The 25,938-nt window shown below is 68.2% G+C and carries 30 protein-coding genes; 14 read left to right on the top strand and 16 right to left on the bottom strand.

The window, feature by feature from the left end:
• The first annotated feature begins 57 nt into the window (after nt 1-57).
• Nucleotides 58-426: a VOC family protein gene (locus ABZ803_RS01225; RefSeq protein WP_357031127.1), complete on the top strand. Its 369-nt coding sequence runs from the start codon at nt 58-60 to the stop codon at nt 424-426.
• 143 nt (nt 427-569) lie between these two features.
• Here the strand turns inward: ABZ803_RS01225 and ABZ803_RS01220 are convergent, their stop codons facing one another.
• The 3 genes from ABZ803_RS01220 to ABZ803_RS01210 form a co-directional block, all read right to left on the bottom strand.
• Entirely contained in the window at nt 570-761 is a 192-nt protein-coding gene (locus ABZ803_RS01220) for a DUF3072 domain-containing protein (protein ID WP_357031124.1), read from the bottom strand.
• A gap of 42 nt (nt 762-803) precedes the next feature.
• A complete protein-coding gene (locus tag ABZ803_RS01215; RefSeq protein ID WP_357032601.1) occupies nt 804-2,087 on the bottom strand; it encodes a solute carrier family 23 protein in 1,284 nt (427 codons plus the stop codon).
• 138 nt (nt 2,088-2,225) lie between these two features.
• Nucleotides 2,226-2,693, bottom strand: a complete 468-nt coding sequence (locus ABZ803_RS01210) for a hypothetical protein (RefSeq protein WP_357031121.1) — start codon at nt 2,691-2,693, stop codon at nt 2,226-2,228.
• A gap of 844 nt (nt 2,694-3,537) precedes the next feature.
• On the opposite strand from ABZ803_RS01210, the gene ABZ803_RS01205 reads away from it, so the two are divergent.
• The 4 genes from ABZ803_RS01205 to ABZ803_RS01190 all read left to right on the top strand — a co-directional run bounded on the left by ABZ803_RS01205 (nt 3,538) and on the right by ABZ803_RS01190 (nt 6,674).
• Complete coding sequence (locus ABZ803_RS01205; RefSeq protein ID WP_083863484.1) at nt 3,538-3,705, top strand: DUF4236 domain-containing protein; 168 nt, start codon at nt 3,538-3,540, stop codon at nt 3,703-3,705.
• Between the two features lie 92 nt (nt 3,706-3,797).
• Complete coding sequence (locus ABZ803_RS01200; RefSeq protein WP_357032598.1) at nt 3,798-4,484, top strand: HEAT repeat domain-containing protein; 687 nt, start codon at nt 3,798-3,800, stop codon at nt 4,482-4,484.
• Nucleotides 4,478-5,503, top strand: a complete 1,026-nt coding sequence (locus ABZ803_RS01195) for a MerR family transcriptional regulator (RefSeq protein WP_357031117.1) — start codon at nt 4,478-4,480, stop codon at nt 5,501-5,503. Before ABZ803_RS01200 ends, ABZ803_RS01195 begins: the two co-directional genes overlap by 7 nt.
• Nucleotides 5,504-5,651: 148 nt before the next feature.
• Nucleotides 5,652-6,674 (top strand): zinc-dependent alcohol dehydrogenase family protein, encoded by a 1,023-nt coding sequence (locus ABZ803_RS01190; protein ID WP_357031114.1) that lies wholly within the window; start codon nt 5,652-5,654, stop codon nt 6,672-6,674.
• A 111-nt stretch (nt 6,675-6,785) separates the two neighbouring features.
• Here ABZ803_RS01190 and ABZ803_RS01185 read toward each other — a convergent pair whose 3' ends face one another.
• Nucleotides 6,786-7,766 carry an AraC family transcriptional regulator gene (locus tag ABZ803_RS01185; RefSeq protein ID WP_357031111.1) on the bottom strand — a complete coding sequence of 327 codons (981 nt, stop codon included), beginning with the start codon at nt 7,764-7,766 and terminating at the stop codon, nt 6,786-6,788.
• A 61-nt stretch (nt 7,767-7,827) separates the two neighbouring features.
• On the opposite strand from ABZ803_RS01185, the gene ABZ803_RS01180 reads away from it, so the two are divergent.
• A complete protein-coding gene (locus ABZ803_RS01180; protein ID WP_357031108.1) occupies nt 7,828-8,664 on the top strand; it encodes an NAD(P)H-binding protein in 837 nt (278 codons plus the stop codon).
• Nucleotides 8,665-8,717: 53 nt separating this feature from the next.
• Here ABZ803_RS01180 and ABZ803_RS01175 read toward each other — a convergent pair whose 3' ends face one another.
• Nucleotides 8,718-9,593, bottom strand: coding sequence for a sterol desaturase family protein (locus tag ABZ803_RS01175; protein WP_357031105.1), 876 nt, complete (start codon nt 9,591-9,593; stop codon nt 8,718-8,720).
• Nucleotides 9,594-9,670: 77 nt separating this feature from the next.
• Between ABZ803_RS01175 and ABZ803_RS01170 the strand changes: the two genes are divergently transcribed.
• Nucleotides 9,671-10,294 (top strand): helix-turn-helix domain-containing protein, encoded by a 624-nt coding sequence (locus ABZ803_RS01170; RefSeq protein ID WP_357031103.1) that lies wholly within the window; start codon nt 9,671-9,673, stop codon nt 10,292-10,294.
• Nucleotides 10,295-10,380: 86 nt separating this feature from the next.
• On the opposite strand, the gene ABZ803_RS01165 is transcribed toward ABZ803_RS01170, so the two are convergent.
• On the bottom strand, nt 10,381-10,533 hold the full coding sequence (locus tag ABZ803_RS01165; RefSeq protein WP_357031101.1) for a hypothetical protein: 153 nt from the start codon (nt 10,531-10,533) through the stop codon (nt 10,381-10,383).
• 268 nt (nt 10,534-10,801) lie between these two features.
• On the bottom strand, nt 10,802-11,110 hold the full coding sequence (locus ABZ803_RS01160) for a hypothetical protein (protein ID WP_357031099.1): 309 nt from the start codon (nt 11,108-11,110) through the stop codon (nt 10,802-10,804).
• Nucleotides 11,111-11,502: 392 nt separating this feature from the next.
• Here ABZ803_RS01160 and ABZ803_RS01155 point away from each other — a divergent pair, with 392 nt between their 5' ends.
• Together ABZ803_RS01155 and ABZ803_RS01150 are read left to right on the top strand one after the other, a co-directional pair.
• The gene (locus ABZ803_RS01155; protein ID WP_357031096.1) at nt 11,503-12,162 is read left to right on the top strand and encodes a TetR family transcriptional regulator; all 660 of its coding nucleotides are present in this window, start codon (nt 11,503-11,505) and stop codon (nt 12,160-12,162) included.
• 11 nt (nt 12,163-12,173) lie between these two features.
• Nucleotides 12,174-12,992: a mycofactocin-coupled SDR family oxidoreductase gene (locus ABZ803_RS01150; protein ID WP_357031093.1), complete on the top strand. Its 819-nt coding sequence runs from the start codon at nt 12,174-12,176 to the stop codon at nt 12,990-12,992.
• 43 nt (nt 12,993-13,035) lie between these two features.
• Here ABZ803_RS01150 and ABZ803_RS01145 read toward each other — a convergent pair whose 3' ends face one another.
• Nucleotides 13,036-13,548: a DNA starvation/stationary phase protection protein gene (locus ABZ803_RS01145; protein WP_357031090.1), complete on the bottom strand. Its 513-nt coding sequence runs from the start codon at nt 13,546-13,548 to the stop codon at nt 13,036-13,038.
• Between the two features lie 341 nt (nt 13,549-13,889).
• Here ABZ803_RS01145 and ABZ803_RS01140 point away from each other — a divergent pair, with 341 nt between their 5' ends.
• A complete protein-coding gene (locus ABZ803_RS01140) occupies nt 13,890-14,531 on the top strand; it encodes a DUF6069 family protein (protein WP_357032595.1) in 642 nt (213 codons plus the stop codon).
• A 76-nt stretch (nt 14,532-14,607) separates the two neighbouring features.
• Here ABZ803_RS01140 and ABZ803_RS01135 read toward each other — a convergent pair whose 3' ends face one another.
• Both ABZ803_RS01135 and ABZ803_RS01130 read right to left on the bottom strand, forming a co-directional pair.
• On the bottom strand, nt 14,608-16,146 hold the full coding sequence (locus tag ABZ803_RS01135) for a HAMP domain-containing sensor histidine kinase (RefSeq protein WP_357031087.1): 1,539 nt from the start codon (nt 16,144-16,146) through the stop codon (nt 14,608-14,610).
• Nucleotides 16,124-16,828, bottom strand: a complete 705-nt coding sequence (locus tag ABZ803_RS01130) for a response regulator transcription factor (RefSeq protein WP_357032592.1) — start codon at nt 16,826-16,828, stop codon at nt 16,124-16,126. The genes ABZ803_RS01135 and ABZ803_RS01130 overlap by 23 nt, the downstream gene beginning before the upstream one ends.
• Before the next feature lie 261 nt (nt 16,829-17,089).
• On the opposite strand from ABZ803_RS01130, the gene ABZ803_RS01125 reads away from it, so the two are divergent.
• Complete coding sequence (locus ABZ803_RS01125; protein WP_357031084.1) at nt 17,090-17,353, top strand: hypothetical protein; 264 nt, start codon at nt 17,090-17,092, stop codon at nt 17,351-17,353.
• Nucleotides 17,354-17,474: 121 nt separating this feature from the next.
• Here ABZ803_RS01125 and ABZ803_RS01120 read toward each other — a convergent pair whose 3' ends face one another.
• From ABZ803_RS01120 to ABZ803_RS01110, 3 genes are all read right to left on the bottom strand, one after another.
• Nucleotides 17,475-17,876, bottom strand: coding sequence for a hypothetical protein (locus ABZ803_RS01120; RefSeq protein ID WP_357031081.1), 402 nt, complete (start codon nt 17,874-17,876; stop codon nt 17,475-17,477).
• 4 nt (nt 17,877-17,880) lie between these two features.
• Nucleotides 17,881-18,534 carry a hypothetical protein gene (locus tag ABZ803_RS01115; RefSeq protein WP_357031078.1) on the bottom strand — a complete coding sequence of 218 codons (654 nt, stop codon included), beginning with the start codon at nt 18,532-18,534 and terminating at the stop codon, nt 17,881-17,883.
• A 92-nt stretch (nt 18,535-18,626) separates the two neighbouring features.
• A complete protein-coding gene (locus tag ABZ803_RS01110; RefSeq protein WP_062968982.1) occupies nt 18,627-18,869 on the bottom strand; it encodes a GntR family transcriptional regulator in 243 nt (80 codons plus the stop codon).
• Between the two features lie 201 nt (nt 18,870-19,070).
• On the opposite strand from ABZ803_RS01110, the gene ABZ803_RS01105 reads away from it, so the two are divergent.
• Genes ABZ803_RS01105 through ABZ803_RS01095 form a run of 3 tightly spaced genes read left to right on the top strand, consistent with a single transcriptional unit; the run spans nt 19,071 to nt 20,736 of the window.
• Nucleotides 19,071-19,355 (top strand): hypothetical protein, encoded by a 285-nt coding sequence (locus ABZ803_RS01105; RefSeq protein ID WP_157113886.1) that lies wholly within the window; start codon nt 19,071-19,073, stop codon nt 19,353-19,355.
• Complete coding sequence (locus ABZ803_RS01100; protein WP_357031074.1) at nt 19,355-19,903, top strand: DUF6879 family protein; 549 nt, start codon at nt 19,355-19,357, stop codon at nt 19,901-19,903. The genes ABZ803_RS01105 and ABZ803_RS01100 overlap by 1 nt, the downstream gene beginning before the upstream one ends.
• Nucleotides 19,904-19,908: 5 nt before the next feature.
• A complete protein-coding gene (locus ABZ803_RS01095; RefSeq protein WP_357031072.1) occupies nt 19,909-20,736 on the top strand; it encodes a helix-turn-helix transcriptional regulator in 828 nt (275 codons plus the stop codon).
• A gap of 71 nt (nt 20,737-20,807) precedes the next feature.
• On the opposite strand, the gene nuoN is transcribed toward ABZ803_RS01095, so the two are convergent.
• Genes nuoN through nuoL form a run of 3 tightly spaced genes read right to left on the bottom strand, consistent with a single transcriptional unit; the run spans nt 20,808 to nt 25,938 of the window.
• Nucleotides 20,808-22,433, bottom strand: a complete 1,626-nt coding sequence (gene nuoN / locus ABZ803_RS01090) for an NADH-quinone oxidoreductase subunit NuoN (protein ID WP_357031069.1) — start codon at nt 22,431-22,433, stop codon at nt 20,808-20,810.
• Nucleotides 22,430-24,055 carry an NADH-quinone oxidoreductase subunit M gene (locus ABZ803_RS01085; protein WP_084498755.1) on the bottom strand — a complete coding sequence of 542 codons (1,626 nt, stop codon included), beginning with the start codon at nt 24,053-24,055 and terminating at the stop codon, nt 22,430-22,432. Before ABZ803_RS01085 ends, nuoN begins: the two co-directional genes overlap by 4 nt.
• Complete coding sequence (gene nuoL, locus ABZ803_RS01080; RefSeq protein ID WP_357031065.1) at nt 24,052-25,938, bottom strand: NADH-quinone oxidoreductase subunit L; 1,887 nt, start codon at nt 25,936-25,938, stop codon at nt 24,052-24,054. Before nuoL ends, ABZ803_RS01085 begins: the two co-directional genes overlap by 4 nt.

Genomic DNA, 25,938 nt, shown 5'->3' with positions numbered 1-25,938 from the left:
CGACTACGTTCGATTCGATGAGCAGCACCGGGCTGCGATGACCGAGAGGAGCGAGTGATGCTTACCGACAGCAGCGCGTTCAGTGGATTCTCGGTGGACGACATCGAGGCGGCGAAGCGGTTCTACGCGGAGACGCTCGGGATACGAGTCACCGAGGAGAACGGGATGCTCCAGCTGCACCTCGGCGGCGGGGGTACGGTCCTGGTGTATCCGAAGCCGGACCATGCGCCCGCGACCTTCACCGTATTGAACTTCCCCGTCCCCGATATCGAAGCGGCCGTCGATGAACTCACGCGCCGCGACGTGCGCTTCGAACGGTACGAATTCGCCGAGCAGGACGAGAAAGGCATTCACCGCGGAGGCGGTCCGTTGATCGCCTGGTTCACCGACCCCGCGGGCAATGTCCTGTCCGTCCTACAGCAGTAGCGTTCCCGACCGCAAGCGCATTCACCTCGTCAGGGACTCGACGCGCTTGGTCGGTACCCAGGGCAAGCCGGCCGCCCGGAGTCCTGTCCAACCATCGGAGGACTCGGCAAGATCACTTCGGGCGCGCCGGCGAGCCCGGCCGGTCAGGCGCCGCGGCCGGTGCGCTGCTGCAACTCATCGATGAGCTGCGACGCCTCCGCCTTGGTCAGGCCCTCGGGCACGTCCTCACCCGCTTCCTGGGCCAGGGTGCGCAGGTAGGAGTCTTGCGGCCCGGTCATCGGTTCGTCGCCGGTGGTCCACTGGTCCGGATCCTTTTCCGGTTTCGGCTGTACCATCGTCGCTCCTCACGCTCGACAGAACATGTGTTCGACTCCTGTCTACCCGGGGCGTGGAGGTTCAATCACCTCGTCGTGCGCATGGTGGGGTTCGACCGTTCCGCGCCATCCCCCGATCAGCCGCATCGCGTGGTAGATCACCAGCGCGGCGAGGGCGCCGAGGGCGATGCCGCCGAAATCGAGATCGCCTACTTTCCATGTGAAGTCGGCGATGCCGATGACCAGCGGTATGGCCGCGGTGAACTGGTTGATCGGTGTGCCGAAGTCCACCCGGTTGCTCACCCAGATGTGCACGCCGAGGATCCCGACCAGGCCGTAGAGCGCGGTCGTGACACCACCGAGCACACCGGCCGGTATGGCTGCGATCACCGCTCCTACCTTCGGTGAGAGGCTGAGCGCGATGGCGGCGGCGCCTGCCACCCAGTACGCGGCGGTCGAGTACACCTTCGTCGCCGCCATCACGCCGATGTTCTCCGCGTACGTGGTGGTCGCCGAGCCTCCGCCACTGCCGGCGAGGACTGTCGCCAGGCCGTCGGCCGCCAGCGCCCGGCCCATGCGCCGGTCGTAGTCGATACCGGTCATCGTGGTGATCGACTTGACGTGCCCGATGTTCTCCACCACGAGTACCAGCACCACCGGCAGGAACATCGGAATCACCGAGAGGTGGAAGCTCGGCGCGTGGAAGTCGGGCAGCCCCACCCACGCGGCGTTCCCGATTGCCGCCGTGTCGACCTCGCCGCGCGCGAGTGCCAGCAGATAGCCGAGCACGACACTGGTGACGATGGCCAGCCTGCCGAGCAATCCGCGGAAGAGTACGAGACACGAGATCAGCAGGACGAGCACGACCGTGGCCGTGATCGGGTCCTTCTCGAAGTTCGTTTCGGCGGTCGGTGCCAGGTTCAACCCGATGAGGGCGACGATGGTGCCGGTAACGACCGGCGGCATCAGCGCCTCGATCCAGTGCGTGCCTGCGAAGTGCACCACCACGCCGATGACGATCAGCAGGGCGCCCACCACGACGATCCCGCCGAGGGCCGCACCCATGCCGTCGGAGGCGGTGGCCGCGAGGACCGGCGCGATGATCGCGAAACTCGAACCGAGATAGCTCGGCAGCCGGTTGCGGGTGATCACCAGGAATAGCAGGGTGCCGACCCCGGAGAAGAGCAGCGTCGCCGACGGCGGGAACCCGGTGAGGACCGGCACGAGGAAGGTGGCGCCGAACATCGCCACCACATGCTGCAACCCGATCCCGATCGTGCGCGGCCAGGTCAATCGCTCGCCAGGGGCGATCACACCGCCGGTGCCGACCTCGGTCCACCGGAACATCGGTCCTGTTCGCGTCTCGGGCGTCGTCATGGGAGCAGTGTGCGGCATTCTCGGTCGTCGCGCCGGGTTCGCTCACCGGACCTGCGGGCGCGGTTCGCCGTAGCCGCGCCGCGTTGGATGGTGCGGAGGGCCGGTCCGCTACGGTCGTCCCGGTTCGGGCCGTGCGTACGGCGCCGGGTGCCATGACGCAGTAGGTGCCGCGGTAGCAGCGTCGCGTTCCGCCCGGACGGCCGAGAGCCGATCCACCAGCTGGGTCTCGATGGTCAACGGCGCGTGTTCGTCGGCGCGCGCGGCAGGTGCGGCCCCGTCGTCGAGCTGCCTGCCTCGCGCGGCATGCTGCATCTCGAGCAGCCGATCACGGATCCGAGCGATGTCTCCAGGGAAGGCGGCCTTGATATCCCCGAGCGCAGGCGTGGTCAGACCCAGCCGAGCCCGGGTGGCGTGGATCGCAGCGGCCAAGCCGTGCGCCGCACCGGGGAGCGCGTGCTTTTCCGTCCGCACCAGCCCTAGCACGAGGAACTGCCGGTCCTCACGCATCAACCGCGGCAACAACCCGGCGCGCAGGAACGACTTCCCGGTACCCGACGGGCCGACCACGGCGAACACCGACTCCGACCCGGCCGCTCGAATCCCACGCGCAGGCGATCCAAGCCCTGCCTGATCTGCGCGTCGCGACCGAAATGCACCGCGGCGAACGGTTGCGAGCCGCTATCCGGCGACCTGTCCGGCTCATTCGTGGGCGGCCAGGGGGAATTCCGGCGTCGATCCCGGCATCGCCCAACCCGGCCGGCAACCGGCGCAAGCCCTCGGTACGGAAGCGCACCGGTTCGGGAAAGCCGTCGACCGGAATCTCCGTGACGGGACCGTCGCCGAACAGATCGCAGCGTTGCCACACGCGGGTGGCATCGAGATCGGTCACCGGTTCCGGTGCCGCGCAATAGATGCGCGTGCCAGGTTCTCCGCTGTCAGATCTTCCGCTACACACTCGGTGGGGCATGCCAATCCCGGGAAGTCAAGCAGATCACCGCTTCGCAGCGAGTGATGGCGCGCCGCAGCGCATCCCGCCAGCGCACGCCCGGGGGGATCTCCGCCTTCTCGGTCCGAGTCCAGGAGGAAATTTCCCGCCAGCGCTGGCTGCTGCTCGCCCAGCCAACACACGAGGGCGACGGCGCGCATGTTGTCCCGACTCGAATGACTCAGGAAGACCCGTGTCATCCCACCTCCACCCCGGAGAACCATTGGCCGTCAACATTATCCAGGCCGCGCGGCTACGCTACCGGCTCGGTTCGCGTACAGAAGGCACCGTCGGGCGGTTCCCGGGGCCGTGGGCGATCGTGCGATCACCCCGCTGCCGTTGCGGCTGGTTCGTCGTTGTTTGGTCTCTTCTGACCAGGGAAAGTAATGGGAGATAACCGGTTCCGTAGCCGGGGTCGAGTCAGGGAGGTCGCTCATGCCCATCAAGTACCGTCAGCGTAGATCCTTCGGACCGCTGAAGTTCAATTTCACCCAATCGGGTCTGTCCTCGTGGGGTATCAAGATCGGCCCGTGGTCGTGGAACTCCCGCAGCAAGAAGAACAGTGTCGACCTGCCGGGTCCGCTGAGCTGGCGCCAGCGCTGAGGGGATCGGCGAAAGCCGAGGTTCCCGCCGAGCTGCTGATCGCCCCGCGCTTGACCTTGACACTGTGACATGGTCTTCACTGGGTGCAGGAGGTGGTCCCCATCAACTCGGCACACAGGAATTCACACGCCACGCGGCTGCTCGAAGCATTGTCCGCCGGAGGCTCGTCGACGCGGCTCCAGGCGGCGCTGGCGGTCGGCACGCACCCCGACGACGGTTTCGTCGACGCGCTCGTGGCACGGTGCGCGATCGAGCCCGACTTCTTCGTGCGCGACATGCTCACCTGGGCGTTGACGCGCTTCCCAGCGGAGATCACGGTGCCCAGACTCCGCGCGGAGCTGCGGTCCGAACGCTCCCAGGCCCGAAGCCAGGCGTTGCATACGCTGTCGAAGATCGGGGACCGGGATTCGTGGCCCGCGATCACCCGGTCGTTGCTGCACGACGCCGACGACGAGGTCGCGCGAAGTGCGTGGTGTGCCGCCGTGGTCCTCGTGCCCGCCGGGGAGGAGGAAGATCTGGTCGTGGAACTGGCCGCACAACTCGGTCGCGGTGACCGGAATGTGCAACGGAGCCTCAGCCGGGCACTCGTCGCGCTCGGGGACGTGATCGAGCCCGCCCTGCGAACCGCGCGGGCGAGTGCGGACCCGGCGGTGCGTGCGCATGCCCGCGCCACCCAGCAGCTCCTGCACGACCCGGATGCCGCTTTCGACCCGGCCGTCGACGAGGCGAAACGGATCGTCGCGCTCGGCCGGGAACGGGTCGAGGGAACAGCGTGCTGATCGGCGAGGTGGCGCACCGTTCCGGAGTGAGTACCCGGATGCTCAGGCACTACGACTCCCTGGGGCTGGTGCGGCCCACCGGCCGCACCGTGGGGGGCTACCGCGAGTACTCCGCCGAGGACATCCGCCGGATCTTCCACGTGGAAAGTCTGCGGTCCCTGGGATTGTCGCTGCGGCAGATCGGATCCGCCCTGGAGGATCCCGCCTTCACACCGTCCGCGCTGGTCGGCGACCTCATCCGACGGACCGAGGAGCGATTGCGGCGCGAGCAGGAACTGCTCGAGCGACTGCGTGCCGTCGATGCCTCGGCGCCCACCGGCTGGCAGGGCGTCCTGCGCATCGTCGAGCTGCTGCACGGCCTCCACTCACCCAGCGCCGCGCGCCGCCAGCAAACCGTCCTGGCCCCGCCCGAGGACGTGCCGGTTCCGCCGGAGTTGCTGGCCGAGGCGGTGCTCGCCGAATCCGATCCGAACGTGGCCGGGGCTCTGCGGTGGGCCTTGGCGCGTGCGGGCGGTGACGGTGTGGCGAGCGTGGCATCCGGCGTGTACTCCGAGAACGTCGACATCCGGCGGCGCGCGGTGCGGGCGATCGCCGAGATGCCCGGCGACGAAGCGACCTCGCTGCTCGCGGACGCCCTCGAGGACACCGACGCGACAGTGCGCAGGCACGCGGCTCTGGCATCGGGTACGCGTGGCGTGACCGCAGCCGTGCCCGCGCTGGTCGGCATGGTGGTCGAGGGTGCGAACGACGTCGAGGCGGCCGAGGTGCTCGGCACGCTGGCACTGGATCCGGAGTGCGCGGACCGGATCATGAGCGCGCTGGCCGATGAACTCGCCGCACCCACTGCGGACTCCGCCGTGCGGATACGCCTGACTCAGGCATTCGCCGAGATGCCGGGGACCATCGCGCTGGGCATCCTGCGGCGAACGGCCCAGGACGATGATCGGGCGGTCGCTATGATCGCCTCGGCCCTCGCCGGAGTACTCGAGAAGCGGGCCACGGCCGGACCTGAGGCGTAGCCGATCGACGACCGCTCGCTGTTGCCCTCCGCCGCAGCACCGTGGCTAGACCCACGGACGGCACGTCGGCGTGGCTGTACTGGGTGCACGGGGGTTGACTGGGCATCACTGGGGGTGATCCGGAACCGACGGTAAGGAGGAACTGATCATGCGTGGAGTCGTTATGCACGCTCCCGGGGATGTGCGGGTCGAGGAGCGGGAGGATCCGAGGATCATCGAACCGGCCGATGCGGTCATTCGCGTCACCGCGACCTGTATCTGCGGTTCGGACCTGTGGCCCTATCGCGGCATCGAGACACTGAACGGGCCCACCCCGATGGGGCACGAGTACGTCGGTGTCGTGGAAGAGATCGGCGCCGACGTGCGCAATGTCGCGGTAGGCGACTTCGTGGTCGGGTCGTTCTTCGCTTCCGACAACACCTGTGAGATCTGCCGCGCCGGCTACCAGAGCCGCTGCGTGCACAACGTGCCCATCGGCATGATCGGCACCCAGGCCGAACGGGCCCGTATCCCGCTGGCCGACGGCACCCTCGTTCCCGTCGCGGGCGAGCCGAACGCTGCGCAGATCCCGCATCTGCTGGCCGCCTCTGATGTGCTCGGCACCGGCTGGTTCGCCGCGGTCGCGGCCGAAGCCGGGCCCGGCAAGACCGTCGCCGTGGTGGGTGACGGCGCGGTCGGGCTGCTCGGCGTGCTGGCCGCCGCGCAACTCGGGGCCGAGCGGATCATCGCGATGAGCCGTCACCCTGACCGCCAGGCTCTGGCCCGCAAGTTCGGCGCCACCGACATCGTCGAGGAACGCGGCGACGAGGGTGTGGCCCGGATCAAGGAGCTCACCGGCGGGCTCGGCGCGCACTCGGTGATCGAGGCGGTGGGAACCCAGGAGTCGATGACGCAGGCGATCCGTTCAACCCGCCCCGGCGGGCACATCGGCTACGTGGGCGTCGCCCACGACGTGCGGCTCGACGGCATGGAGCTGTTCTTCTCCGGCGTGCACCTGCACGGCGGTCCCGCCCCGGTGCGCCGCTTCCTGCCCGCCCTGATCGACCGAATCATGCGTGGCGAGATCGATCCCGGTGACGTCTTCGACCTCACGCTGCCCCTCGACGACGCTGCCGAGGGCTACCGCGCGATGGACCAGCGCCGCGCCACCAAAGTTCTGCTGACGCTGTGACATCCGCGCTGCGGAACTCCTACAGCCACCGCCGACCACCGAGGCGCCCGCACGGATTCTCACCGGCGAGGTCTTGTTCGACACCCTCGACCGCGCCGAGGAATCTCGAGATCAGGCCAGGGTTGGGGTCGGAACGCTCGTCATATCGATCATCGCCGAGCGGCGGTATGTCCCCGGCGCGACGCCGTAGGCGCGCTTGAACGCCTTGGCGAAGGCGAATTCGGAGCTGTAGCCGACCTGCGCGGCCACATTCCTGAGCGGGGCGTCGGATTCACGGAGCATGCGGCCTGCGCTGGTCATTCGCCACCAGGTGAGATACGACACCGGAGGTTCGCCCACCAGTGCGGTGAACCGCTGGGCGAACACCGACCGGGACAATCCGTTTCGCGCCGCCAGTTGTTCCACGGTCCAGGGGGCGGCCGGGTGGGTGTGCATATCGCGCAACGCCTGGCCGACCGCCCGGTCGGCGAGCGCCCGCGCCCATCCCGGCGCATCGGTGCGCTGGTCGGCCCAGGTGCGCAGAATGTAGAGCAGCATCGCGTCGACCAGCGGGGGAACGATGCCATCCCGGCCGGGCCGGTCCCGGTCGAATTCGGTCGCCAGCAGGCCGACGAGATGACCGAGCTCCGCGTTCCCGGCGGGTAGGTGCAGGAACACGGGCAATTCCTTCATCAGCGGATGCGGCCGCGTTCGATCGAGCTGGTATGCGCCACAGAGCAGGATCGACCGCGCTCCCGTGCCGTCCACGCGGACATGACCGATCGGCGAATCCGGTTCCGAGCGCTCGGGAGCGAAGTCGATCAGCGGCGTGTGCGGGCTGTCCGCGAGAGCGTGTGAGCTCCCTGTGCGGAGGAAGACCACATCGCCCGGGCTCAGCGCGAGGGGCGGGGTTCCCTCGGCCAGCAGCCAGCATGTGCCGCTGAGCACGACGTGGAAGGTCGTGCCGGTGACGGCGGAAAAGCGCAGGCCCCACGGCGCTCGTACGTCGGTGCGGGCCGCGCGGGTTCGGCCCGTTCGCATGGCGGCGAGCGCGTCGGAGAGAACGTCCACAGGTTCAGGACTATAGGACATGTATTCCGGATTTTCAGGCATTCATCATCCGGGTGATGATCCGTAGATTTCTTCCGGTACAACCGATCCGAGGAGAAATACGATGACTGTTCTGGTGCTCGGCGCGACCGGCAAGACCGGTAGGCCCGTGGTGGACGCGCTGGTAGCCCGCGGTGTCCACGTGCGCGCGGCAAGCCGCACCCCCGTCGCGGCCACCACCGGGGTCGAACCGGTGCGTTTCGACTGGGCCGACCGTTCCACCTGGGCTCCCGCGCTGCACGGCATCGACGTCGTGTACGTCGTCGGCCCGTACGCCGTGCCCGGCGAACCCGGCCTCGTCGGCGAGCTGCTGGCCGCCGCCGCGCACGTGCGCAAAGTAGTGCTGCTGTCGGTGCTGGGCGTCGACGAGTTGCCCGACGCGATTCCGATGGCCGCTTGGGAGGCGGACGTGCGCGCTTCGGGCAAGGAGTGGATCATTCTGCGGCCGAACTGGTTCCAGCAGAACTTCGGCGAGGGCTTCGCGGCGTCCCTGCGCGAGAACGGCGAACTCGCGCTTCCGGCCGCCGATGCCGTCGTCGGCTTCGTCGACACCCGGGACATCGCGGAAGTGGCCGCCGCCGCGCTCACCGAGGACGGACATGGGGGAGAGGTCCACATCCTCACCGGCCCGGAGGTCCTGACCCTCCGGCAGGTCACCGAAACCTTGGGCGAAGCCGCGGGCCGGGAACTGCGCTACCGGGCCATCACCGCCGACCGGTTCGCCGACGGGCTGCGCGAAGCCGGTCTGGACGAACGCTCGATCATCTGGCAGCTGGCCCTGTTCCGGTTGATCCGCGACGGCGGCAATGCCGTGGTGACCGATACGGTCGAACGGCTCACCGGCCACCCCGCACGGGATCTGAAGTCCTACGCCCGCGAGAACGCCGCCACATGGAGGTGATCACGCCCGGTATCGACCGACCGTGACCCTGTGCTCGGTCGCGATCGCGAAATTCAATCCAGGCCGGCTCGGGTGGCGATCTGTGTCGCCCCCGCACCGGGCTCCCAGCCGGGAGGTCCGAAGGTGTAGCCGAGCCAGTCGCGTACGCGCCGCGTGGAGCGGAGGTCACGCCACAGCGCGCCGAATTGGTAGTACTGCAGCGTGAGGATATCGGTGCTTTCGATGTTCTTGGTGAGTCCGTAGGTCGGACGGAACGTTTCGGCGCGGAAGCTCCCGAACACGCGGTCCCAGAGGATGAGGATTCCGCCGTAGTTCTTGTCGAGGTATTCCGGATCGCTGGCGTGGTGCACGCGGTGGTGGGAGGGAGTGTTGAACACGAACTCGAACCACCGCGGCAGTTTCCCGATGGTCTCGGTGTGCACCCAGAACTGGTAGACGAGATTGAACGACCAGGCCGTGAACACCATCCACGGCGGTACGCCCAGCAGGGGCAGCGGCGTCCAGAAGAGCAGTTCGAACCACGGATTCCACTTCTGCCGCAGCGCTGTCGCGTAGTTGAAGTACCGGCTGTTGTGGTGCACCTGATGCGCGGCCCAGACCAGCCGGACGCGGTGGGAGACCCGGTGGTAGAGATACCAGAGCAGGTCAACGCCGACCATGACCGCGACCCATGCCAGCGGATCGCGCGGATCGAGCTGCCACGGTGCGCGCACGTACAGCGCCGCGTAGGCGATCAGTGCGGCGAATTTCGCCGCGCCACTGATGAATACGGATACCGCCCCCATGATCAGGCTGGCGCGGGCATCGACCTTCGCATAGCCGGCCAGGTCGTCGTGCCCGCGCAGGGCGGCGATCTCGAGCACCATGGCCAGGACGAAGAACGGGATGGCGTAGGTTACCGGTTGATTGATCTGTTGCCACAGGGACATGGCCTGGTTCCTCCCACACCCTTGATATGACCTTACGGTCACTTCCGTTGAAGTGACCGTAAGGTAAGTTCGAGGCCATGTCAACGGCCGCGGGTCTGGGAACCAAGGGCATGCCCTCCGACGATCGACGCCAAGAGATTCTGGCGGCCGCCTTGCGGGAGTTCGCCGAGCACGGATTCGCGGGAGTGTCGATGGTCTCCATCGCGGCGCGCGCGGGTATCTCCAAAGCGCTGGTGTATCAGCACTTCGTCTCGAAGGAGCAGCTGTACGCCGAATGCCTGACCATCGTGGGGGAGCCGCTGCTCGAACGCCTGGATCTCGAAATGGGCGGCGAGGCGGAGTTTTTCGCCGTACCGGCGAACGCGCTGCGCGGCATCTTCGACACTCTCGGCCCGGACCGCACCGCTTGGCGCATCATCCACGACCCCACCGCTCCCGATGCCGGTGGCGCGGGCGAATCGGCCCACGCCTACCGGGAACGGATCGCGAACCACGCGGCCGCGGGAGTACGCCGATTCCTGCACGAGGTCGGTGACACCGACGAGAAGGACATCGACGCGCTCGCCCGGATCTGGACAGCCGCGGTGGACGCGATCATGGCTTGGGCCCGGGAACATCCGGAGGAGTCGGCCGAGGGGCTCACCCGCCGGTTTGGCCGGCTCATCGACACGGTGTTCTCTATCGGCTCCAGCAGGGGGTGACCGCGGGCTGACTGCAGCTTCAGTTCGTAGTCACCTGCGCCCTGTGGCGCAGATTCTCGGTGACCGCCTCGTGCTCTGGTCGCGGATCACGTATCGGGGTCTTCGTCTCGGTCGCTGTGCGGACCTGGGCCCGCCAGGTTGCCGGACGCCTCGGATCGGCCCTCGAGAATGCTCTTTTCTCGGGCATCCGAGGTTTCGTGCGAGTCTGCCTCGTCGGCGGTGTCGCGGGGTCGATTCATGGGTGGTTCTCCTGAAGGGGTTGGATCGTCGCTGTCGCGACCATCGCCTACCCCTTGGTGTGCAGGACAAACCGGGAGAAGCCATCCAGCGGCGATCTCGGAGTGCCGGCGGTCGGTCGATATCGTCGAACCCGCCGGGCTGGTCCCGAGGCCTCCGGAGCCGGAGCCGGTCGATCACCCGCCACCGGAGACCTCGCGCGTCAGAAACTCTGCCCGCCAACCCTGTTCATGCACTCGGCCACGCTTCTGAACGGGAGCCGGGTGCGGTTCACTGGGGCCCTGCGACGCACGGACTCGGAAGCGCGGACATCGTGGCCAGGTCGCAGATTCCACTGGTCAATATCTGCAAAGGGGCGGCGACCATGAGCACGAGGATGCCGATGATGTCGCCGCGCTCGAGGTAGTACAAACCCGTGCGCGCCGCCGCCGATCCGGAGTCCGCCGCCGACGAGCCGGTTCCGGCCGCGACGGTGGTCACCGGGGCGGCGCTGATCGTTTCGGCCGTCGCGCCGGCCGCGGTGACGACGAGAGTCGCCGCTGCGGCCGAGGCGGCGGCGAGCCGAAGGGGGGTACGCATCATCGCGCTCCTATGTCCGTGAATCATTGTTCACATCGTAACGCGCATCCGTGCCGGATTGTGCGCGAAATCGCAAAGCTGCCGGGTCCGGAGGCGTAGGCGGCGGCTCATTGCGGCGAGTGGCCGACGCGCTCTAATCAGCGCATACGCCCGGTTCAACGCGTGTCGAAGCTGTCCTGCGCCAGGAGTGGCGGAACCTGCGGCGCCAGCGCGTCGCCGACGGTTCCAATCCTCCTATATTGCGTGAATATTCAGTCACATAGCGCCGGGTCGTATCCGAAAGACGGGTAACCCGTCGAGTAGATGCGGCCTCGGGGCGCTGGTCTCGTCGGTGGCCCTCGACAAATTACGTCACCTGACTTAATCTCGCCGGTGACGAAGAGCGGAGACAGATGGCACGGCACAGCGACGCGGCCCGGCGGGCTCTGATGGACGCGGCCGAGGAACTGTACGGCCGCTACGGCGTCGACCAGGTCTCCAGCCGGCGTATCGCCGAGCACGCGGGCAATGCCAACCACTCCGCGGTCGCCTACCACTTCGGCGATCGGGACGGACTGATCGGCGCCATGCTGGACCGCTACACCGAGCAGTCCGAGCCGATGCGGGCCGGCATGCTCGCCGCGCTCGGACCGGAGCCCACCCTGGTGGAACTACTGCGCTGCCTGATCGTCCCGGCCGTCCGCAGCCTGGCCGACCGGCCCGCACCGTCGTGGCGGGCGCGGTTCGTCAACCAGGTGCGCGCCACGCCGTCGACGGCGGCGCTGCTGGAGCGGCCGATCGGCGGGCGCGCGGCCACCGACACGATCATGGCGGCGACCCGGGAACGGTTGCGGTCCATCGACCGACGAGTGCTGGACGGGCGCGGCTGGATTCTCACCCGGATGGTGTTCGAGGTCTGTGCCGCCTACGAAGCGGAGGTCGCGGCGGGGGAGCGGGAGCCCGACTGGGCGGCATTGGGCTGTTTCCTCACCGACGCCGCGGCCGGGATGCTCGCCGCGCCGGTCACCGTCCCCGGCGGGTTCACCCCGGACCCGTCGTTTCTTCGCATCTGAGAGGATCCGTCATGGCAGGACGTGTAGCAGGCAAGGTCGCGCTGATCACCGGCGCGGCGCGCGGTCAGGGCCGGGCACACGCGGTACGGCTGGCCCAGGAGGGCGCCGACATCATCGCGATCGACCTGGCCGGGCCGCTGCCCGGCGTGCCCTACGACTCGCCCACCCCCGACGACCTGGACGAGACCGTGCGGCAGGTGAAGGAGGCCGGCGGACGGATCGTCGCCACCATCGCCGACGTGCGCGATATCGATGCCTTGCGCGCGGCCACCGATGCCGCGGTCGCCGAACTGGGCAGACTCGACATCGTGATCGCCAATGCGGGCATCTGTATCCCGGCCGCATGGGACAAAATCACCCCCCAGGCGTTCCGGGACACCATCGACACCAACGTGATCGGAGTCTGGAACACGGTCATGGTCGCCGCCCCGCACGTCATCGCGGGCGGCCGCGGCGGCTCGATCGTGCTCACCAGCTCCTACGCCGGGGTGAAGATGCAGCCGTTCATGGTGCACTACACCGCCAGCAAGCACGCGGTGACCGGGATGGCGCGGGCCTTCGCCGCCGAACTCGGCAAGTACGAGATCCGGGTCAACAGCATCCATCCCGGCGGGGTGAACACGCCCATGGGTTCCGGTGACATGCAGTCCGCGCTCGCCGCGGCGGGGGAGACCAACCCGCTGCTCAACGGGATGGGCACCCCGTTCCTGCCGCGCTGGGCCGCGACCGCCGAGGAGATCGCCGACACGGTGCTCTTCCTGGTCGGCGACGAATCGAAGTACATCACCGCGGTGCCGCTGTCCATCGACGGCGGCGCCGCGCACTTCTGAGGCGGACCCGCCGCGAGCGAGCAGCGCGCGGCGGGGCGGGCGGTCAGCTGCCGCGGTTCTCCGACTTGATCATCCACGCCAGCTTCTCCAGCGAGGCGATCACCTGATGCAGCAGATCGCTGGTGCTGGGGTCCTCGGCGTCCACGGCGTCGTGCACGTCGCGGATGGTGTCGATCGCCGCGTAGGTCCGCGTCGTGATCAAATCGACGACGTCGGTGGTGTTCACCTCTTGGGCGGGAAAGGGCGGCAGGCTCGTCGTCGCGGCGACGGTGTCGGAACGCCCGTCCGGGACGGCGTCGAGGGCTCGCATCCGCTCGGCGATGGTGTCGCTGCTCTCGCGGGCCGCGTCGACGAGTTCATCGAGCTGTAGGTGCAGGTCGCGGAAGTTGGTCCCGACGACGTTCCAGTGCGCCTGCTTGCCTTGCAGATGCAGCTCGATGAGATCGACGAGCACGCGCTGTAGGTCTGCGGCCAGCCGGGGGGAGGCGGTGAAATTCCGGACATCGTCGGCGAGGCGGCGATTGGTCCGCTGCTCGGTCCGGGGTGCGGCAGTCATGGTTGTACTCCTTTCGGAATCCTTCAGTAGGACCAACCGTCGCTTTATTGGAATCATTCCAGAATGCACTGTCGGGTGGGTCACTGCGCTCCGGACCGACGTAGCGGTTTTCGCTGGTCGACCGCCGTTCAGCGAGCAGCGGCAACGGCAGGCCCGGTCGCGCCGGACGCGAGCAGATGTAAGCCCGTTGAGAGACGGTGGGATTCGTCCGAGCGCGGCTACCTTCCGCGGCCGGCTCACGGGCCGAGCGGAGTGGGACAGGGGGCAGCGGCGTGTCCGGTCCGGCCCTACACTCGACGCACACACACGCTTTCGACGGAGGTGATCGGCGGTTGAATCCCATGGATCCGCGCGACCAGCACACCGCACGTTACGAAGCCGGTTATCAGCCGGGGAATTACCGTGATCCCGGATACGGCCAAGATCACGGGTACAGCCAAAGCCCTGGGCAGGGCCGGGATCCCGGATACGGCCAGGGCGCCGGCTACGGCCGGGAGCCCGAATACAGCGCGTATCAGCAGTCCGATCATCCGGACCAGCAGCGATCCCGGGCGCAGCAGGGGCCGGAGGTCAACATCGGCATGTTCACCGGCGGTGTGATCGCGGCGGCGGTGGTGACCGCGCTGGCGGCTTGGCTGTGCGCCTGGATCATCGAAATCATCGCAACCAGGGTGAGCGAGAGCGGCAATTTCGGGGTGTGGAACCCGATGGCCCAGGACGCGTACTGGTTCGCGGTGGTGGCCTTCATCTGCGCTCTGCTGGGCGGGGTGCTCTGGTATCTGCTTCGGCTGGGCACTCCGTCACCGGAACTGTTCTTCAGCTGGATCGTGGGAATCCTCACCGCCGCGGCGGTGATCATTCCACTGGCCCTGTCCAGTGACCTGTGGGTGGGTATCTCGACGGGGATCGAGCATTTGGTGATCGGGCTGCCCATCTTCAGCCTGGTGCGCATGGTGGGCGCGAAGAGCATCGTGTACCCGTGACGAACGAACCGGCAGCGTAGGCACAACCACGACGTTGCGCTGTTCTCAACAGGCATTGATGCGGCTGACAGGCCGATCAGTGCGCGGAACCGGGCAGGCGCACGGTGAATTCGGTGTGGCCGGGTTCGCTGGCCACCGAGATGTCACCGCCGTGCGCCTTGACGACGGCCGCGACGATCGCCAGGCCGAGGCCGGTGCTGCCCGCCCGCCGCGAGCGCGAGGAGTCGCCGCGCGCGAAACGGTGAAAAACCGTGGGCTGCAGAGCTTCCGGTATGCCCGGACCATCGTCGGTCACCTGTAGAACGGCTCCTCCGTCGCCGTGGAAGTTCAGCGAGGTGAGCACCGTTGTGCCGGGGCCGGTATGGACCCGGGCGTTGGTCAGCAGATTCGCCAGCACCTGATGCAGCCGGGCAGCGTCACCGGTGGTCATTACCGGCTCGTCGGGTAGCTCCAGATCCCAGCGATGCTCGGGCCCCGCGATGTGCGCGTCGCTCACCGCGTCCACCGTGAGCTGGGTCAGATCCACCGGCTCGTGTTCGAGTCCGCGGCCGGAATCCAACCGCGCGAGCAGCAGCATGTCCTCCACCAAACCCGTCATCCGCCGGGATTCGGACTCCACCCGGGCCATCGCGTTGGCCACCTCACCGGGCACCTCCGCGCGTTTGCGTTGCGCCAGTTCGGCATAACCGCGAATGGCGGCCAGCGGGGTGCGCAGTTCGTGACTGGCGTCGGCGAGGAATTGCCGGACCCGCGTCTCGCTGTCGTGGCGCGCGGACAACGCGCCGGTGATGTGATCGAGCATCCGGTTGACCGCCGAGCCGAGCTGGCCGACCTCGGTGCGCGGATCGGCGTCGGCGGCCGGAACCCGCACGGGCAGGACCACTTCACCGCGACCGAGTTCGAGGCCGGCCACCCGCGCGGCCGTCGCCGCGACCCGGTCCAGCGGCGCGAGCGCGTGCCGGATGAGCCAGATGCCGACCAGTATGGCGACGATCGACACGACCGCCGTGACGATTCCCAGGATCAGCAGGACGCGCAGCAACGTCGCGTCGACAGTGGTCAACGGCAAACCGGTGATGACGACGTCGCCCGACCAGGTCTTGTCCGCGACCACTCGATACCGGCCCTGGCCGCCGAGAGCGACATCCACCGGTCTGCCGGTGGCGGCCACCGCGGCGAGTTGCTGTTGCGCGCGCCGTGACAGCGACCCCTGTGTGCCGTCGGCGCCCACGCGGCCCGCTTTGGTGACGCTTCCTTCGTGCACGATGGCGCCGATCATGTCGGGCTGGATGCCCCGCCGGTCGAGGAAGGCCGGTCCCGGACCGGTGCCAGGGGGTGGAAGAGGCGGTGGTGGCGGTGGCGGCTGCCCGCTGGGGGGTGGCCCGAGACTCGGACCGCCGCCGACATCACCGAGCGAGCGCTTCTGCACGTCGATCAGTTCGGTGTCCAATTGGTGCACCAGGAACTGCCGCAGCGCGAATTCGGTGGCGGCGCCGATCCCGACGACGACGATCACCAGCAACAACACCTGACCGACCAGCAGGCGGGCCCGCAACGACCAGCGCCGTGGCCGAAGCACCCGGCGCGCCGCCTCAGCCTGCGGGCTTGAGGACATACCCGGCGCCGCGCAGCGTGTGGATCATCGGTGCGCGGCCGTTGTCGATCTTCTTGCGCAGATAGGAGACATACAGCTCGACGATGTTGGACCGGCCGCCGAAGTCGTAACTCCACACTCGGTCCAAGATCTGCGCTTTGCTCAAGACCCGCTTCGGATTGCGCATGAAGTACCGCAGCAATTCGAATTCGGTGGAGGTCAGGACGATCACCTCACCGGCACGGGTGACCTCGTGACTGTCTTCGTCGAGCACGAGGTCACCGACCACCAGCTGCGCGTCGCTGTCCTCGGTGGCCACGCCGGTGCGGCGCAGGAGCGAACGCAGCCGCAGCACCACCTCTTCGATGCTGAAGGGCTTGGTGACGTAGTCGTCGCCACCGGCGGTCAGCCCGGCGATGCGATCCTCCACCGAATCCTTGGCCGTCAGCAGGAGCACCGGCAGGGACGGGAGCTGCGCGCGCAGTTTTCCGAGTACTTCGAGACCGGTCATGTCCGGCAGCATCACATCGAGCACCACCACGTCCGGGCGGGCCTCACGGGCCTTGGCGATGGCGGTCCGGCCGTCTCCGGCGGTCGTGACCTCCCACCCCTCGTACCGCAGCGCCATCGACATCATCTCGGCCAGCACGGGCTCGTCGTCGACCACCAGGACGGTGATCGGGCTGCCGTCGACGCGGCGCAGGACAACTCGTTCGGCCGGGCCGTTCCCGGTGGTCGTCGCGGACATCGTCCCACCATGGCCACGAACGCTTGGGGCTCGCTGTGCCGTACCTATGTGTCCGCTGTGAGCACGGGCTCGGCGCAACCGGGCCCGCGCCGCGGTTCACAGCCGGCACATAGCTTCCGCCCACGAAGGACAAATGTTGACGCTCAACGATTCTCGGGTCGGCCTCGAGCAGGGGCCGACGGCTTCGGACCTGATCCGACAACAGGAGGAACGCAGATGAGCTTCACATCGAAGCTGGCAATGACCGCCGTGACGGGGGCCCTCGCGCTCGGTGCGCTCGGCATCGGGGCCGGTGTGGCCGGCGCCGACCCTTCTCAGGGACCGGTGCCGGGACAGCAGTGCCAGCCTCCTGGCGATCACCCGCAGGGTCCGCCGCCCGGCGAGCGTCCGGACGGCCCGCCTCCGGGCGATCACCCCGATGGCCCGCCGCCCGGCGATCACCCGGACGGCCCGCCGCCGCAGTGCAGGCCCGGACAGTAATCTGCCGCTTGCCCATGCCACCGCGATAATCCCGGCACAGCCGTCTCGGCGGTCGCCGTGCCGAGCAGTAGGCCGCCACGGCACCGCTTCCGGGCCGCCGGGGTCGGTCGGCCAGGCGTGATCAGAGGGGGTCGGGCTCGCGCGATCCGTGGACAGGTGGTTCGAATGCCGTGGTCTGCGGATCGACCGGGGGCGCGCTGCTGCGACGGCTCCAGCATCCGGCAAGGAAGGCCACGGCGGTGATGATCGCGACGTGTACCGCCATCAGGACGAGGAACGGCAGGAAGAATCCCTCGTCGGTGACCGCGCCACGGTCGGTGACGCAGTAGAGGGTGTAGTCGACCGAGGTGCCCTCGGAGTCATGGTAGGTGTCGGACACCACTACGGGTTCGCGGTAGGGGTCCGCACAGAACAGTGGCGCGGTGAGTTCCGCTTCGCCGGGCCAGATCGCCACGGGTATCACGATGCTGAACATGCCGACGCCGACACCGGTCGACAAAGCGGTGGTGAGCGGTCTCGCCATGGCCTTACATCTGCCGGATTCGGAGGAACGCGCCGGTGCGGTCGAACTCGGCGACCATGTCCGTCCGCGGGGAGGTGACGTTCGCGACGATCCGGATATCCCGGCCGAAGCGGCTGACGATGATCACGGTGACCTGACCGTCGGCGAGTTCGCTGCGAACCAGCGCGGTATCGACGATGTCCTCGATCCGCCCGAGTCCCGGCACCTCGCCGATCGCGAAGTTCTCACCGTCGATGTCGTCGAAGGCCGAAACCCGCACGGGTTGCGGCGCGCCGAGCGCACCGAGGGTGAACGAGTAGTCGTCGAGGCGGCGGGATCCGTCCGGATCGCGCACGCGCAGTCGAACGGCCGCTTGCCGTGCGGTGAGATCCGGCCGAGCCGAGAGGAATCGAGTCACCTGGTCCGGCTGATCGACCGACACCAGGCGGAACCGGGTGGAATTCGGCGCGGTCAGCAGGATGACATTCGCCTGGAAGTCGGCGATTCCCAGATGCTCTCGCACCGCGGTGATCGCCGAATCGGCCAGCCCGTTCACCAGTCCGCCGCCCCGCGCCCGCAAATCCTGTTCGAAGTCGCCGCGGTCGACCGCCCCGATACATCCACCGGCGCTCAGCACGACCGAACACAGTGCGGCCCTCAGCCACCTCCGGCGGTCCATACCGGAATGCTAAACGTCCATTGGTCGTACGCGACGCCGATCCGGCCACCCGCACCTTATCGGCGATCCGAGCGAAGCCGTCCCGCCTCGGCTCACAAGGTGAATCGGCGTCCCTTCGCGGCCCATTCGCCGCGGCCGCGCTGCGTGATGGTCCAGCGACCGCGGTGGCGGCAGTCCATGATCAAACCGCGCGACTGCAGCCGCAGCAATGCGCTGCGTACCGACCATGCGGTCAGTCGCGCCTGCTGCGCCAGTTGCTCGACGGTGAGCAATCCGCCTGGCGCCAGCACACCCAGCACCGCGAAATCGGCGGCAGTCCTGGGTCGTCTAATCATGTCGGAGCCCTTTCCCTCGGGGGAGAAAGGCAGCCCGGGATCGACGCCGGCGCCGTGGCCCCGAGTTGCCGAATCGACGGTAGAAGCCGAGCGGTACCGCCGCCACGACTTTGCGCGACTTTGCGAAGTGCGTTGACCCGCAGAGCCTCCGGTAGGGACGATTGCACGACATCGTCCGCCAGCTCTCGCAAAGGATCAGCTATGAACCTGCGACTTCTCGGATCCGGATCCGATCATGGAGCTTGTCCCGCCGTGTACGCGAGCGACACCGGCGTGCTCGTGGTGCAGGGCGATGCCACCGACCGCACCGGGACGGTCCTGGTGCCGCACCAGCTGCTGGACTGGCTGGAGCCGGGGATGCGGCTACGGGTGGAGGCGAGCGGAACCTGTGGATCGGTACTGGTGGCCGGGGAACCGGTCACCGATCCCGAGTTGCTCGCCCAGCTGACTCTCGAATGTCACGAAACCGCCGTGGTGGTGCGCTGATGCTGCACGTCGTCGGCGACCGCTGTTACGAGCCGCTGTTCCGGGCGGCTCGGTTCCGCGCGTTCCATCTGGAGGTTCGGGATCAGTACCGGATGGACGACGAACAGGAGGCGTTGCGCCGCTTCGATGCCGGAGTAGCGTACGAGCGAGAGGAACAGCCCGAGTCGTGGAAAGCCTGGGATGCTCTGATGGTCGAGTCAGCCGGTCGCGGGGTCGCGCTCGAACGACTACGCGTCGTGACGGTGCCGCACACGGACTACACCCGGTGGCTGTTGTCGGCGACCGACGACAACATCGCCACCGGCGAGGCGGTGCGCTGGCTGCCGCGACATCTGGTCGATCCCGCCGATCTGCCCTACGACGATTACTGGCTGTTCGACACGAACACGGTCGCCTTCAACACTTTCGCCGAGGACGGGGCGTTCACGGGGTTGTCGATCACTACCGACCCGGCGCTGGTCGCCCGCTACTCACGGGTGCGGGAGCGGCTGTGGCCCAAGGGGATCGACCATCAACGATATTGCGAGAGTGAGCACGTAGACGAGTGAACGGTGTGTCGGACGCACGCGAGGTGCTGGGCGCGCGCCTGCGTGAACTACGTCGCGCCGCCCACCTCACCGGCTTGGAACTGGCCGCGAGGTGCGGCTGGCATTCGAGCAAGGTCTCCCGGATCGAGGGCGGCAAGCAGACGCCTTCGGAGGCGGACCTCGCCGCGTGGTGCGAGGCGTGCGGCAATACGGCGGTGCTGGACGATCTGGTGGCCAACGCGCGCAATCTGCAGTCGATGTACCTGGAGTGGCAGCGCACCGTCGCCTCCGGACACGCGCGCAGGCAACGGCAGTCGATCGACCTGGAGGCGCAGACCACGCAGATCCGCTGGTACGCGCCGGACACGTTGCCGGGACTGCTGCAAACCGAGGGCTACGCGCGGGCGATCCTGACCGCCTGCATTGCCGTCACCGGCGGACGCGACGACCTGGAGGACGCGGTGGCCGCGCGCATGGCCCGCAAGCAAGTGCTCTTCCGGGCCAAACACCGCTTCCACTTCGTGGTCAACCAGGCCGCGCTGTGGCGCACGGTCGGCGACGCCGCCACCATGACCGAGCAACTCACCCACCTGCTCGCGGTGATGGCCAATCCGAGGGTCCGGCTGGGCATCATCCCGATCTGCGCCGACTACCGCGCCCCCGCGACGAACTTCGTCATCTACGACCGGGCGCAGGTGCTCACCGAGACGGTCTCGGCCGAACTGACCATCACCCGGCCGTCGGAGATCGCCCTGCACGAGAGAACCTTCGCGATCCTCGCCGACCAAGCCGAGTACGGCGATCGCGCCCGGGCCTCGATCGCGAAGGCCTTGGAACGCCGGCGCGGCTCCTGAGCGCACCGAAGCGCGGAAACGGCAATGCCGCCGCTGTCGCCCAGCGACGGCATCGCAGCGGCCGAGGCCCGTCAGCGGACGAATGTCGCCGCCTGATCGGCGAGGTCGAGCAGCGGCTGCGGGAATACGCCGAGCGCGAATGTGACCGCCGCGGTGATCGCCACGATCGTCGTCGTCATCGGCGGGGTGACCAGCAGTGGAGCGTCGGCGGGCGGGTCGGTGAAGAACATCAGCACGATGACCCGCAGATAGAAGAACGCCGCGATGGCACTGCAGATCACGCCGATGACGACCAGCGCCGCCGCGCCGCCCGACGCGGCGGCCTCGAACACGGCGAACTTGCTGACGAATCCGCTGGTGAGCGGCAAACCGGCGAAGGAAAGCAGGAACAGCGCGAAAACGGTGGCCAGCCATGGGGAGCGGCGGCCGAGCCCCGCCCACCGGGGCAGGCCGGTGGCTTCGTCGCCGTCCGGTTCGCGGACCAGGCTGACCACGGCGAACGCGCCGAGCGTGCCGATGCCGTAGGCCGCCAGGTAGAACAGCACCGCCGCGACACCGCGGTCGTTCGCCGCCACCGGGCCGGTGAGCAGGAAACCGGCATGTGCCACCGAGGAATACGCGAGCATTCGTTTGACGTCGGTCTGCGTGATCGCCATGACCGCGCCCACGGCCATGGTGGCTATCGCGACGGCCGCGAGGATCGGCCGCCAGTCGTCACGCAGGCCGGGCACCGCGACCTGCAGCACCCGCACCAGCGCGCCGACCGCCGCGATCTTGGTGGCCGCCGCCATGAAACCGGTGATCGCGGTGGGAGCGCCCTGATACACGTCCGGCACCCAGGATTGGAACGGCACGGCGCCGATCTTGAACAGCAGACCGACGGCGAGCATCGCGACCCCGAGCACCGCCAGCGTCGCGTTGTCCGGATGCTGGGCGATGGCGTCGGCGATGCCGCCGAGCCGCACTGTGCCCGCCTGGCCGTACAACAGCGCGACACCGTAGAGGAAGAACGCCGAGGAGAACGCGCCGAGCAGGAAGTACTTCAGCGCCGCCTCCTGTGACAGCAACCGCTTTCGCCGGGCCAGTCCGCACAGCAGATACAACGGCAGCGAGAGCACTTCGAGCGCGACGAACATCGTCAGCAGATCGTTGGATGCCGGGAACAGCATCAGCCCGCCGACGGCGAGCAGCGTCAAGGGGAACACCTCGGTGGTCGCCACACCCGCGCGCAGCGCCGCCGTTTCGGCCGCGCTGCCGGGCACCGCCGAAGCCTGTGGTGTGAACGCGTCCACACCGCGCTCGCGGGTGGCGGCGGCGCGGCTCCAGGTTCCCGGTCCGGACCGCGCCTGCGGACGAGGCTCGGCTCCGCGCTCGGCGATGAACAGGATGGCGAGGATCGACACGACCAGGATCGTGCCTTGCAGGAACAGCGTCACGCCGTCGATCGCGACCGCACCGGCGACGGCGGTGGATTCGGTGCCCGCCAACGCCACTACGGCGATCAGCGCGGCGGCCAGGCCCGCCACGCTCAGCACCAGATGAACGGTATAGCGGTAATCGCGGGCGCCGAACGCTTCGGCCAGTACGCCGAGCACGGCGGCGCCGAACACGATGAGCATGGGAGACAAGGCGCCGTATTCGATGCTCGGCGCGGGGACGCTCGCGGCGAGTGTCGTAGCGGAGGCGAGGTCGTTCACTTGTGGGCACCTCCGGGATGGTGGGCCGAGCCCGCCTCGGGCAGTGGGGGCGTCGAGGGAGCGGGATCGTTGCGGCCGATGGTGGTGAGGGTCTGGCTCACCGCGGGATTGATGAAGTCGGTGAGGACTTTCGGATAGATGCCGAGGAACAGCAGCGCGGCGATCAGCGGGACCACCACGACGACTTCGCGCGGCGCCAGATCATAGATCCGCTCGTTGCCCTCCTTCACCGGTCCGGTCATCATCCGCTGGTAGAGCCACAGCACGTAGAGGGCCGCGAGTACCAGCGCACTGGCTGCGATCACGGCGGCGAACCCGTAGCGGGTGAATGTCCCGATCAGAACCAGGAATTCGCTGACGAACGGGGCGAGCCCGGGGAGCGACAGCGTCGCCAGACCGGCGATGAAGAACGTCCCTGCCAGCACCGGGGCCACCTTCTGCACCCCGCCGTACTCGGCGATGAGCCTGGTCCCTCGCCGCGAGACCAGGAATCCGGCCACCAGGAACAGCGCGGCGGTGGAGATGCCGTGGTTGACCATGTACAGCGTGGCGCCGGTCTGGCCTTGGCTGGTCATGGCGAAGACACCCAGGATGATGAAGCCGAAGTGGGAAATCGAGGTGTAGGCGATCAGCCGCATCACGTCGGTCTGGCCGATGGCGAGCAGGGCGCCGTACACGATGCCGATCACCGCGAGCGTGATCACCAGCGGCGCATAGGTGTCCGACGCGTCGGGGAACAGCAGCAGGCAGTAGCGCAACATCCCGAAGGTGCCGACCTTGTCCACCACCGCCATCATCAGCACCGCGCTGGACGGCGTGGCCGCGACGGCGGCGTCGGGCAGCCAGGTGTGCAGCGGCCACAGCGGCGCCTTGACCGCGAAGGCGAACATGAAGCCGAGGAACAGGGCATTGAGCACCGCGGGTCCGGCGCCGAGTTGCCCGGCGTTGGCGGCGGCGACCACCGTGCGGAAGTCGAACGTGCCCGACGAACCCTCACCCAGGCCTTCCCGGGCGGTGAGCACGTACAGCCCGATGACCGCGGCCAGCATGATCAGCCCGCCGAACAGGTTGTAGAGCAGGAATTTCACCGCCGCGCGGGAGCGCTGCCTGCGCAGCAGCGCGTCCCCGGTGCGCGGCCCGAACCCGCCGATGAGGAAGTACATCGGGATGAGCATCGCCTCGAAGAACACGTAGAACAGCAGGATGTCCAAGGCGACGAAGGAGATCAGCACCATCGCCTCGACGAGCAGGGTGAGCGCGACGTAGGTGTGGGCCACCCGTCTACCGCTGCCGACTTCGCGATCGTCGTGCCAGCCCGCCAGGATCAGCAATGGCACCAGCGCCGCGGTCAGCAGCACCAATACCAGCGCGATGCCGTCCAGACCGAGGGTGTACCCCGCGCCGAACGCCGGGATCCACCGATGGGATTCGACGAACTGGTACTGGGCGCCCGCGGTGTCGAAGCGCACGGCGAGCGCGATGCCGATTCCCAGCACCAGCACCGAGAAGCCCAGCGCCACCGCACGAGCGAGGGTGCGCTGCGCGGCGGGCAGCGCGAGCACGATCGCCGCACCGACGACCGGGGCCAGCCACAGCGTCGTCAACCAGGGAAACTCGTTCACCACAACCTCACCGCCAGCAGGGCGGCGGCCACCAGGGCCGCGCCGGTGAACATGGACAGGGCATAGGAGCGCACGAATCCGGACTGCACTCGCCGGGCCCGCGCGGACAACCCGCCGATCAGCGCCGCCGTGCCGTTGACGACGCCGTCGATGCCGCGGTTGTCGAGGAAGACCAGCGCCCGGGTCAGGTGCTGTCCGGGCCGCATGAACCCGGCTTCGTTGACCGCGTCGCCGTACAGATCGCGCCGCGCCGCGACGGTCAGTGCGGAGACCGATTCGGGCGCGGTCTCGGGAACCTCGCGCTGCGCGTACTGCGCGTAGGCGACCGCGACACCGACCGCGACCACGCCGAGCGCGAGAATCGTGACCAGCGCCGCCGGAACGGTTTCGGTGCCGTGGTGGGCGCCGACGACCGGTTCGAGCCAATTCTGCAGCGAGGAGCCGAAGACGAACACCGCACCGGCTCCGACCGAGCCGAGGGCGAGCAGGATCATCGGACCGGTCATCACCGCGGGGGATTCGTGCGGGTGGGTGTCCGGTTTCCAGCGGCGCTCGCCGAAGAACGTCATCAGCATGACCCGCGTCATGTAGAACGCGGTGAGCCCCGCGCCGAGCAGCGCCGCCAGTCCCAGCGCGATCCCGCCCAAGCCGCCTTGGTTGAACGCCGCCTCGATGATCCGGTCCTTGGAGAAGAACCCGGCGAACGGCGGCACCCCGATGATGGCGAGGTAGCCGAGGCCGAAGGTGACATAGGTGATCGGCAGCAGAGTGCGTAGTCCGCCGTAGCGGCGCATGTCGGTTTCGTCGTCCATCGCGTGCATCACCGAACCGGCGCCGAGGAACAGCCCGGCTTTGAAGAACCCGTGGGTGAGCAGATGCATGATGGCGAAGGCGTATCCGGCGGGCCCGAGCCCGGCCGCCAGCACCATGTAGCCGATCTGGCTCATCGTGGAGGCGGCGAGCGCCTTCTTGATGTCGTCCTTGGCGCAGCCGATGATCGCGCCGAACAGCAGGGTGACCGCGCCGACCAGCACCACGCCGAGGCGCGCGTTCGGTGCGAGATCGAAGATCGCGTTGGAGCGCGTGATCAGGTAGACGCCCGCGGTGACCATGGTGGCCGCGTGGATGAGCGCCGACACCGGGGTTGGGCCCTCCATCGCGTCGCCGAGCCAGGACTGCAGCGGCACCTGGGCGGACTTGCCGCACGCGGCCAGCAGCAGCAACAGGCCGATCGCGGTGAGCGTGCCCTCGCTCGCCCCGGGCGCGGCGCCGAACACGACGCCGAAGTCGACCGACCCGAAGGTCGCGAACATCACCATCATCGCGATCGCCAAGCCCATGTCACCGACCCGGTTGACGACGAACGCCTTCTTGGCGGCCGTTGCCGCCGAAGGCTTTTCGTGCCAGAACCCGATGAGCAGGTAGGAGGCCAGGCCGACGCCCTCCCAGCCGAGGTAGAGCACGAGGTAGTTGTTCGCCAGGACCAGCAGCAGCATGGCCGCGAGGAACAGGTTCAGGTAGGCGAAGAACCGCCGCCGCGCCGGATCGTGGCTCATGTAGCCGATCGAGTAGACGTGGATCAGCGAACCGACGCCGGTGATCAGCAGCGCGAAGCACATCGACAGCTGGTCCAGCTGCAGCGCGAAATCGACCTGGAGGCCGGTCACCGGGACCCAGCTGAACAGGTCCTCGCGCATCGCGCGGTCGGCGGTGTCGCGCCCGAGCATGTCGGCGAACGCGAACGCCGCGACCCCGAACGAGGCCAGCGCCATGACGGTGCCGAGCAGATGGCCCCACTTGTCGGCGTAGCGTCCGGTCAGCAGCAGGACGATCGCGCCCGCCAGGGGGAGGGCGGGCAGCAGCCACAGCGTTGCGGTGTCCAC

Source organism: Nocardia sp. NPDC047648, from assembly GCF_040642815.1.
Classification (GTDB): Bacteria; Actinomycetota; Actinomycetes; order Mycobacteriales; family Mycobacteriaceae; genus Nocardia; species Nocardia gamkensis.
This window is presented reverse-complemented; position numbering and strand designations above follow the sequence as displayed.

Coding starts and splice junctions, on each gene's coding strand:
- ABZ803_RS01225 (WP_357031127.1), top strand. CDS start 58: ATGCTTACCGACAGCAGCGCGTTCAGTGGATTCTCGGTGGACGACATC.
- ABZ803_RS01220 (WP_357031124.1), bottom strand. CDS start 761: ATGGTACAGCCGAAACCGGAAAAGGATCCGGACCAGTGGACCACCGGC.
- ABZ803_RS01215 (WP_357032601.1), bottom strand. CDS start 2,087: ATGTTCCGGTGGACCGAGGTCGGCACCGGCGGTGTGATCGCCCCTGGC.
- ABZ803_RS01205 (WP_083863484.1), top strand. CDS start 3,538: ATGCCCATCAAGTACCGTCAGCGTAGATCCTTCGGACCGCTGAAGTTC.
- ABZ803_RS01190 (WP_357031114.1), top strand. CDS start 5,652: ATGCGTGGAGTCGTTATGCACGCTCCCGGGGATGTGCGGGTCGAGGAG.
- ABZ803_RS01185 (WP_357031111.1), bottom strand. CDS start 7,766: ATGCCTGAAAATCCGGAATACATGTCCTATAGTCCTGAACCTGTGGAC.
- ABZ803_RS01180 (WP_357031108.1), top strand. CDS start 7,828: ATGACTGTTCTGGTGCTCGGCGCGACCGGCAAGACCGGTAGGCCCGTG.
- ABZ803_RS01175 (WP_357031105.1), bottom strand. CDS start 9,593: ATGTCCCTGTGGCAACAGATCAATCAACCGGTAACCTACGCCATCCCG.
- ABZ803_RS01170 (WP_357031103.1), top strand. CDS start 9,671: ATGTCAACGGCCGCGGGTCTGGGAACCAAGGGCATGCCCTCCGACGAT.
- ABZ803_RS01165 (WP_357031101.1), bottom strand. CDS start 10,533: ATGAATCGACCCCGCGACACCGCCGACGAGGCAGACTCGCACGAAACC.
- ABZ803_RS01160 (WP_357031099.1), bottom strand. CDS start 11,110: ATGCGTACCCCCCTTCGGCTCGCCGCCGCCTCGGCCGCAGCGGCGACT.
- ABZ803_RS01155 (WP_357031096.1), top strand. CDS start 11,503: ATGGCACGGCACAGCGACGCGGCCCGGCGGGCTCTGATGGACGCGGCC.
- ABZ803_RS01150 (WP_357031093.1), top strand. CDS start 12,174: ATGGCAGGACGTGTAGCAGGCAAGGTCGCGCTGATCACCGGCGCGGCG.
- ABZ803_RS01145 (WP_357031090.1), bottom strand. CDS start 13,548: ATGACTGCCGCACCCCGGACCGAGCAGCGGACCAATCGCCGCCTCGCC.
- ABZ803_RS01140 (WP_357032595.1), top strand. CDS start 13,890: ATGGATCCGCGCGACCAGCACACCGCACGTTACGAAGCCGGTTATCAG.
- ABZ803_RS01135 (WP_357031087.1), bottom strand. CDS start 16,146: ATGTCCTCAAGCCCGCAGGCTGAGGCGGCGCGCCGGGTGCTTCGGCCA.
- ABZ803_RS01125 (WP_357031084.1), top strand. CDS start 17,090: ATGAGCTTCACATCGAAGCTGGCAATGACCGCCGTGACGGGGGCCCTC.
- ABZ803_RS01120 (WP_357031081.1), bottom strand. CDS start 17,876: ATGGCGAGACCGCTCACCACCGCTTTGTCGACCGGTGTCGGCGTCGGC.
- ABZ803_RS01115 (WP_357031078.1), bottom strand. CDS start 18,534: ATGGACCGCCGGAGGTGGCTGAGGGCCGCACTGTGTTCGGTCGTGCTG.
- ABZ803_RS01110 (WP_062968982.1), bottom strand. CDS start 18,869: ATGATTAGACGACCCAGGACTGCCGCCGATTTCGCGGTGCTGGGTGTG.
- ABZ803_RS01105 (WP_157113886.1), top strand. CDS start 19,071: ATGAACCTGCGACTTCTCGGATCCGGATCCGATCATGGAGCTTGTCCC.
- ABZ803_RS01100 (WP_357031074.1), top strand. CDS start 19,355: ATGCTGCACGTCGTCGGCGACCGCTGTTACGAGCCGCTGTTCCGGGCG.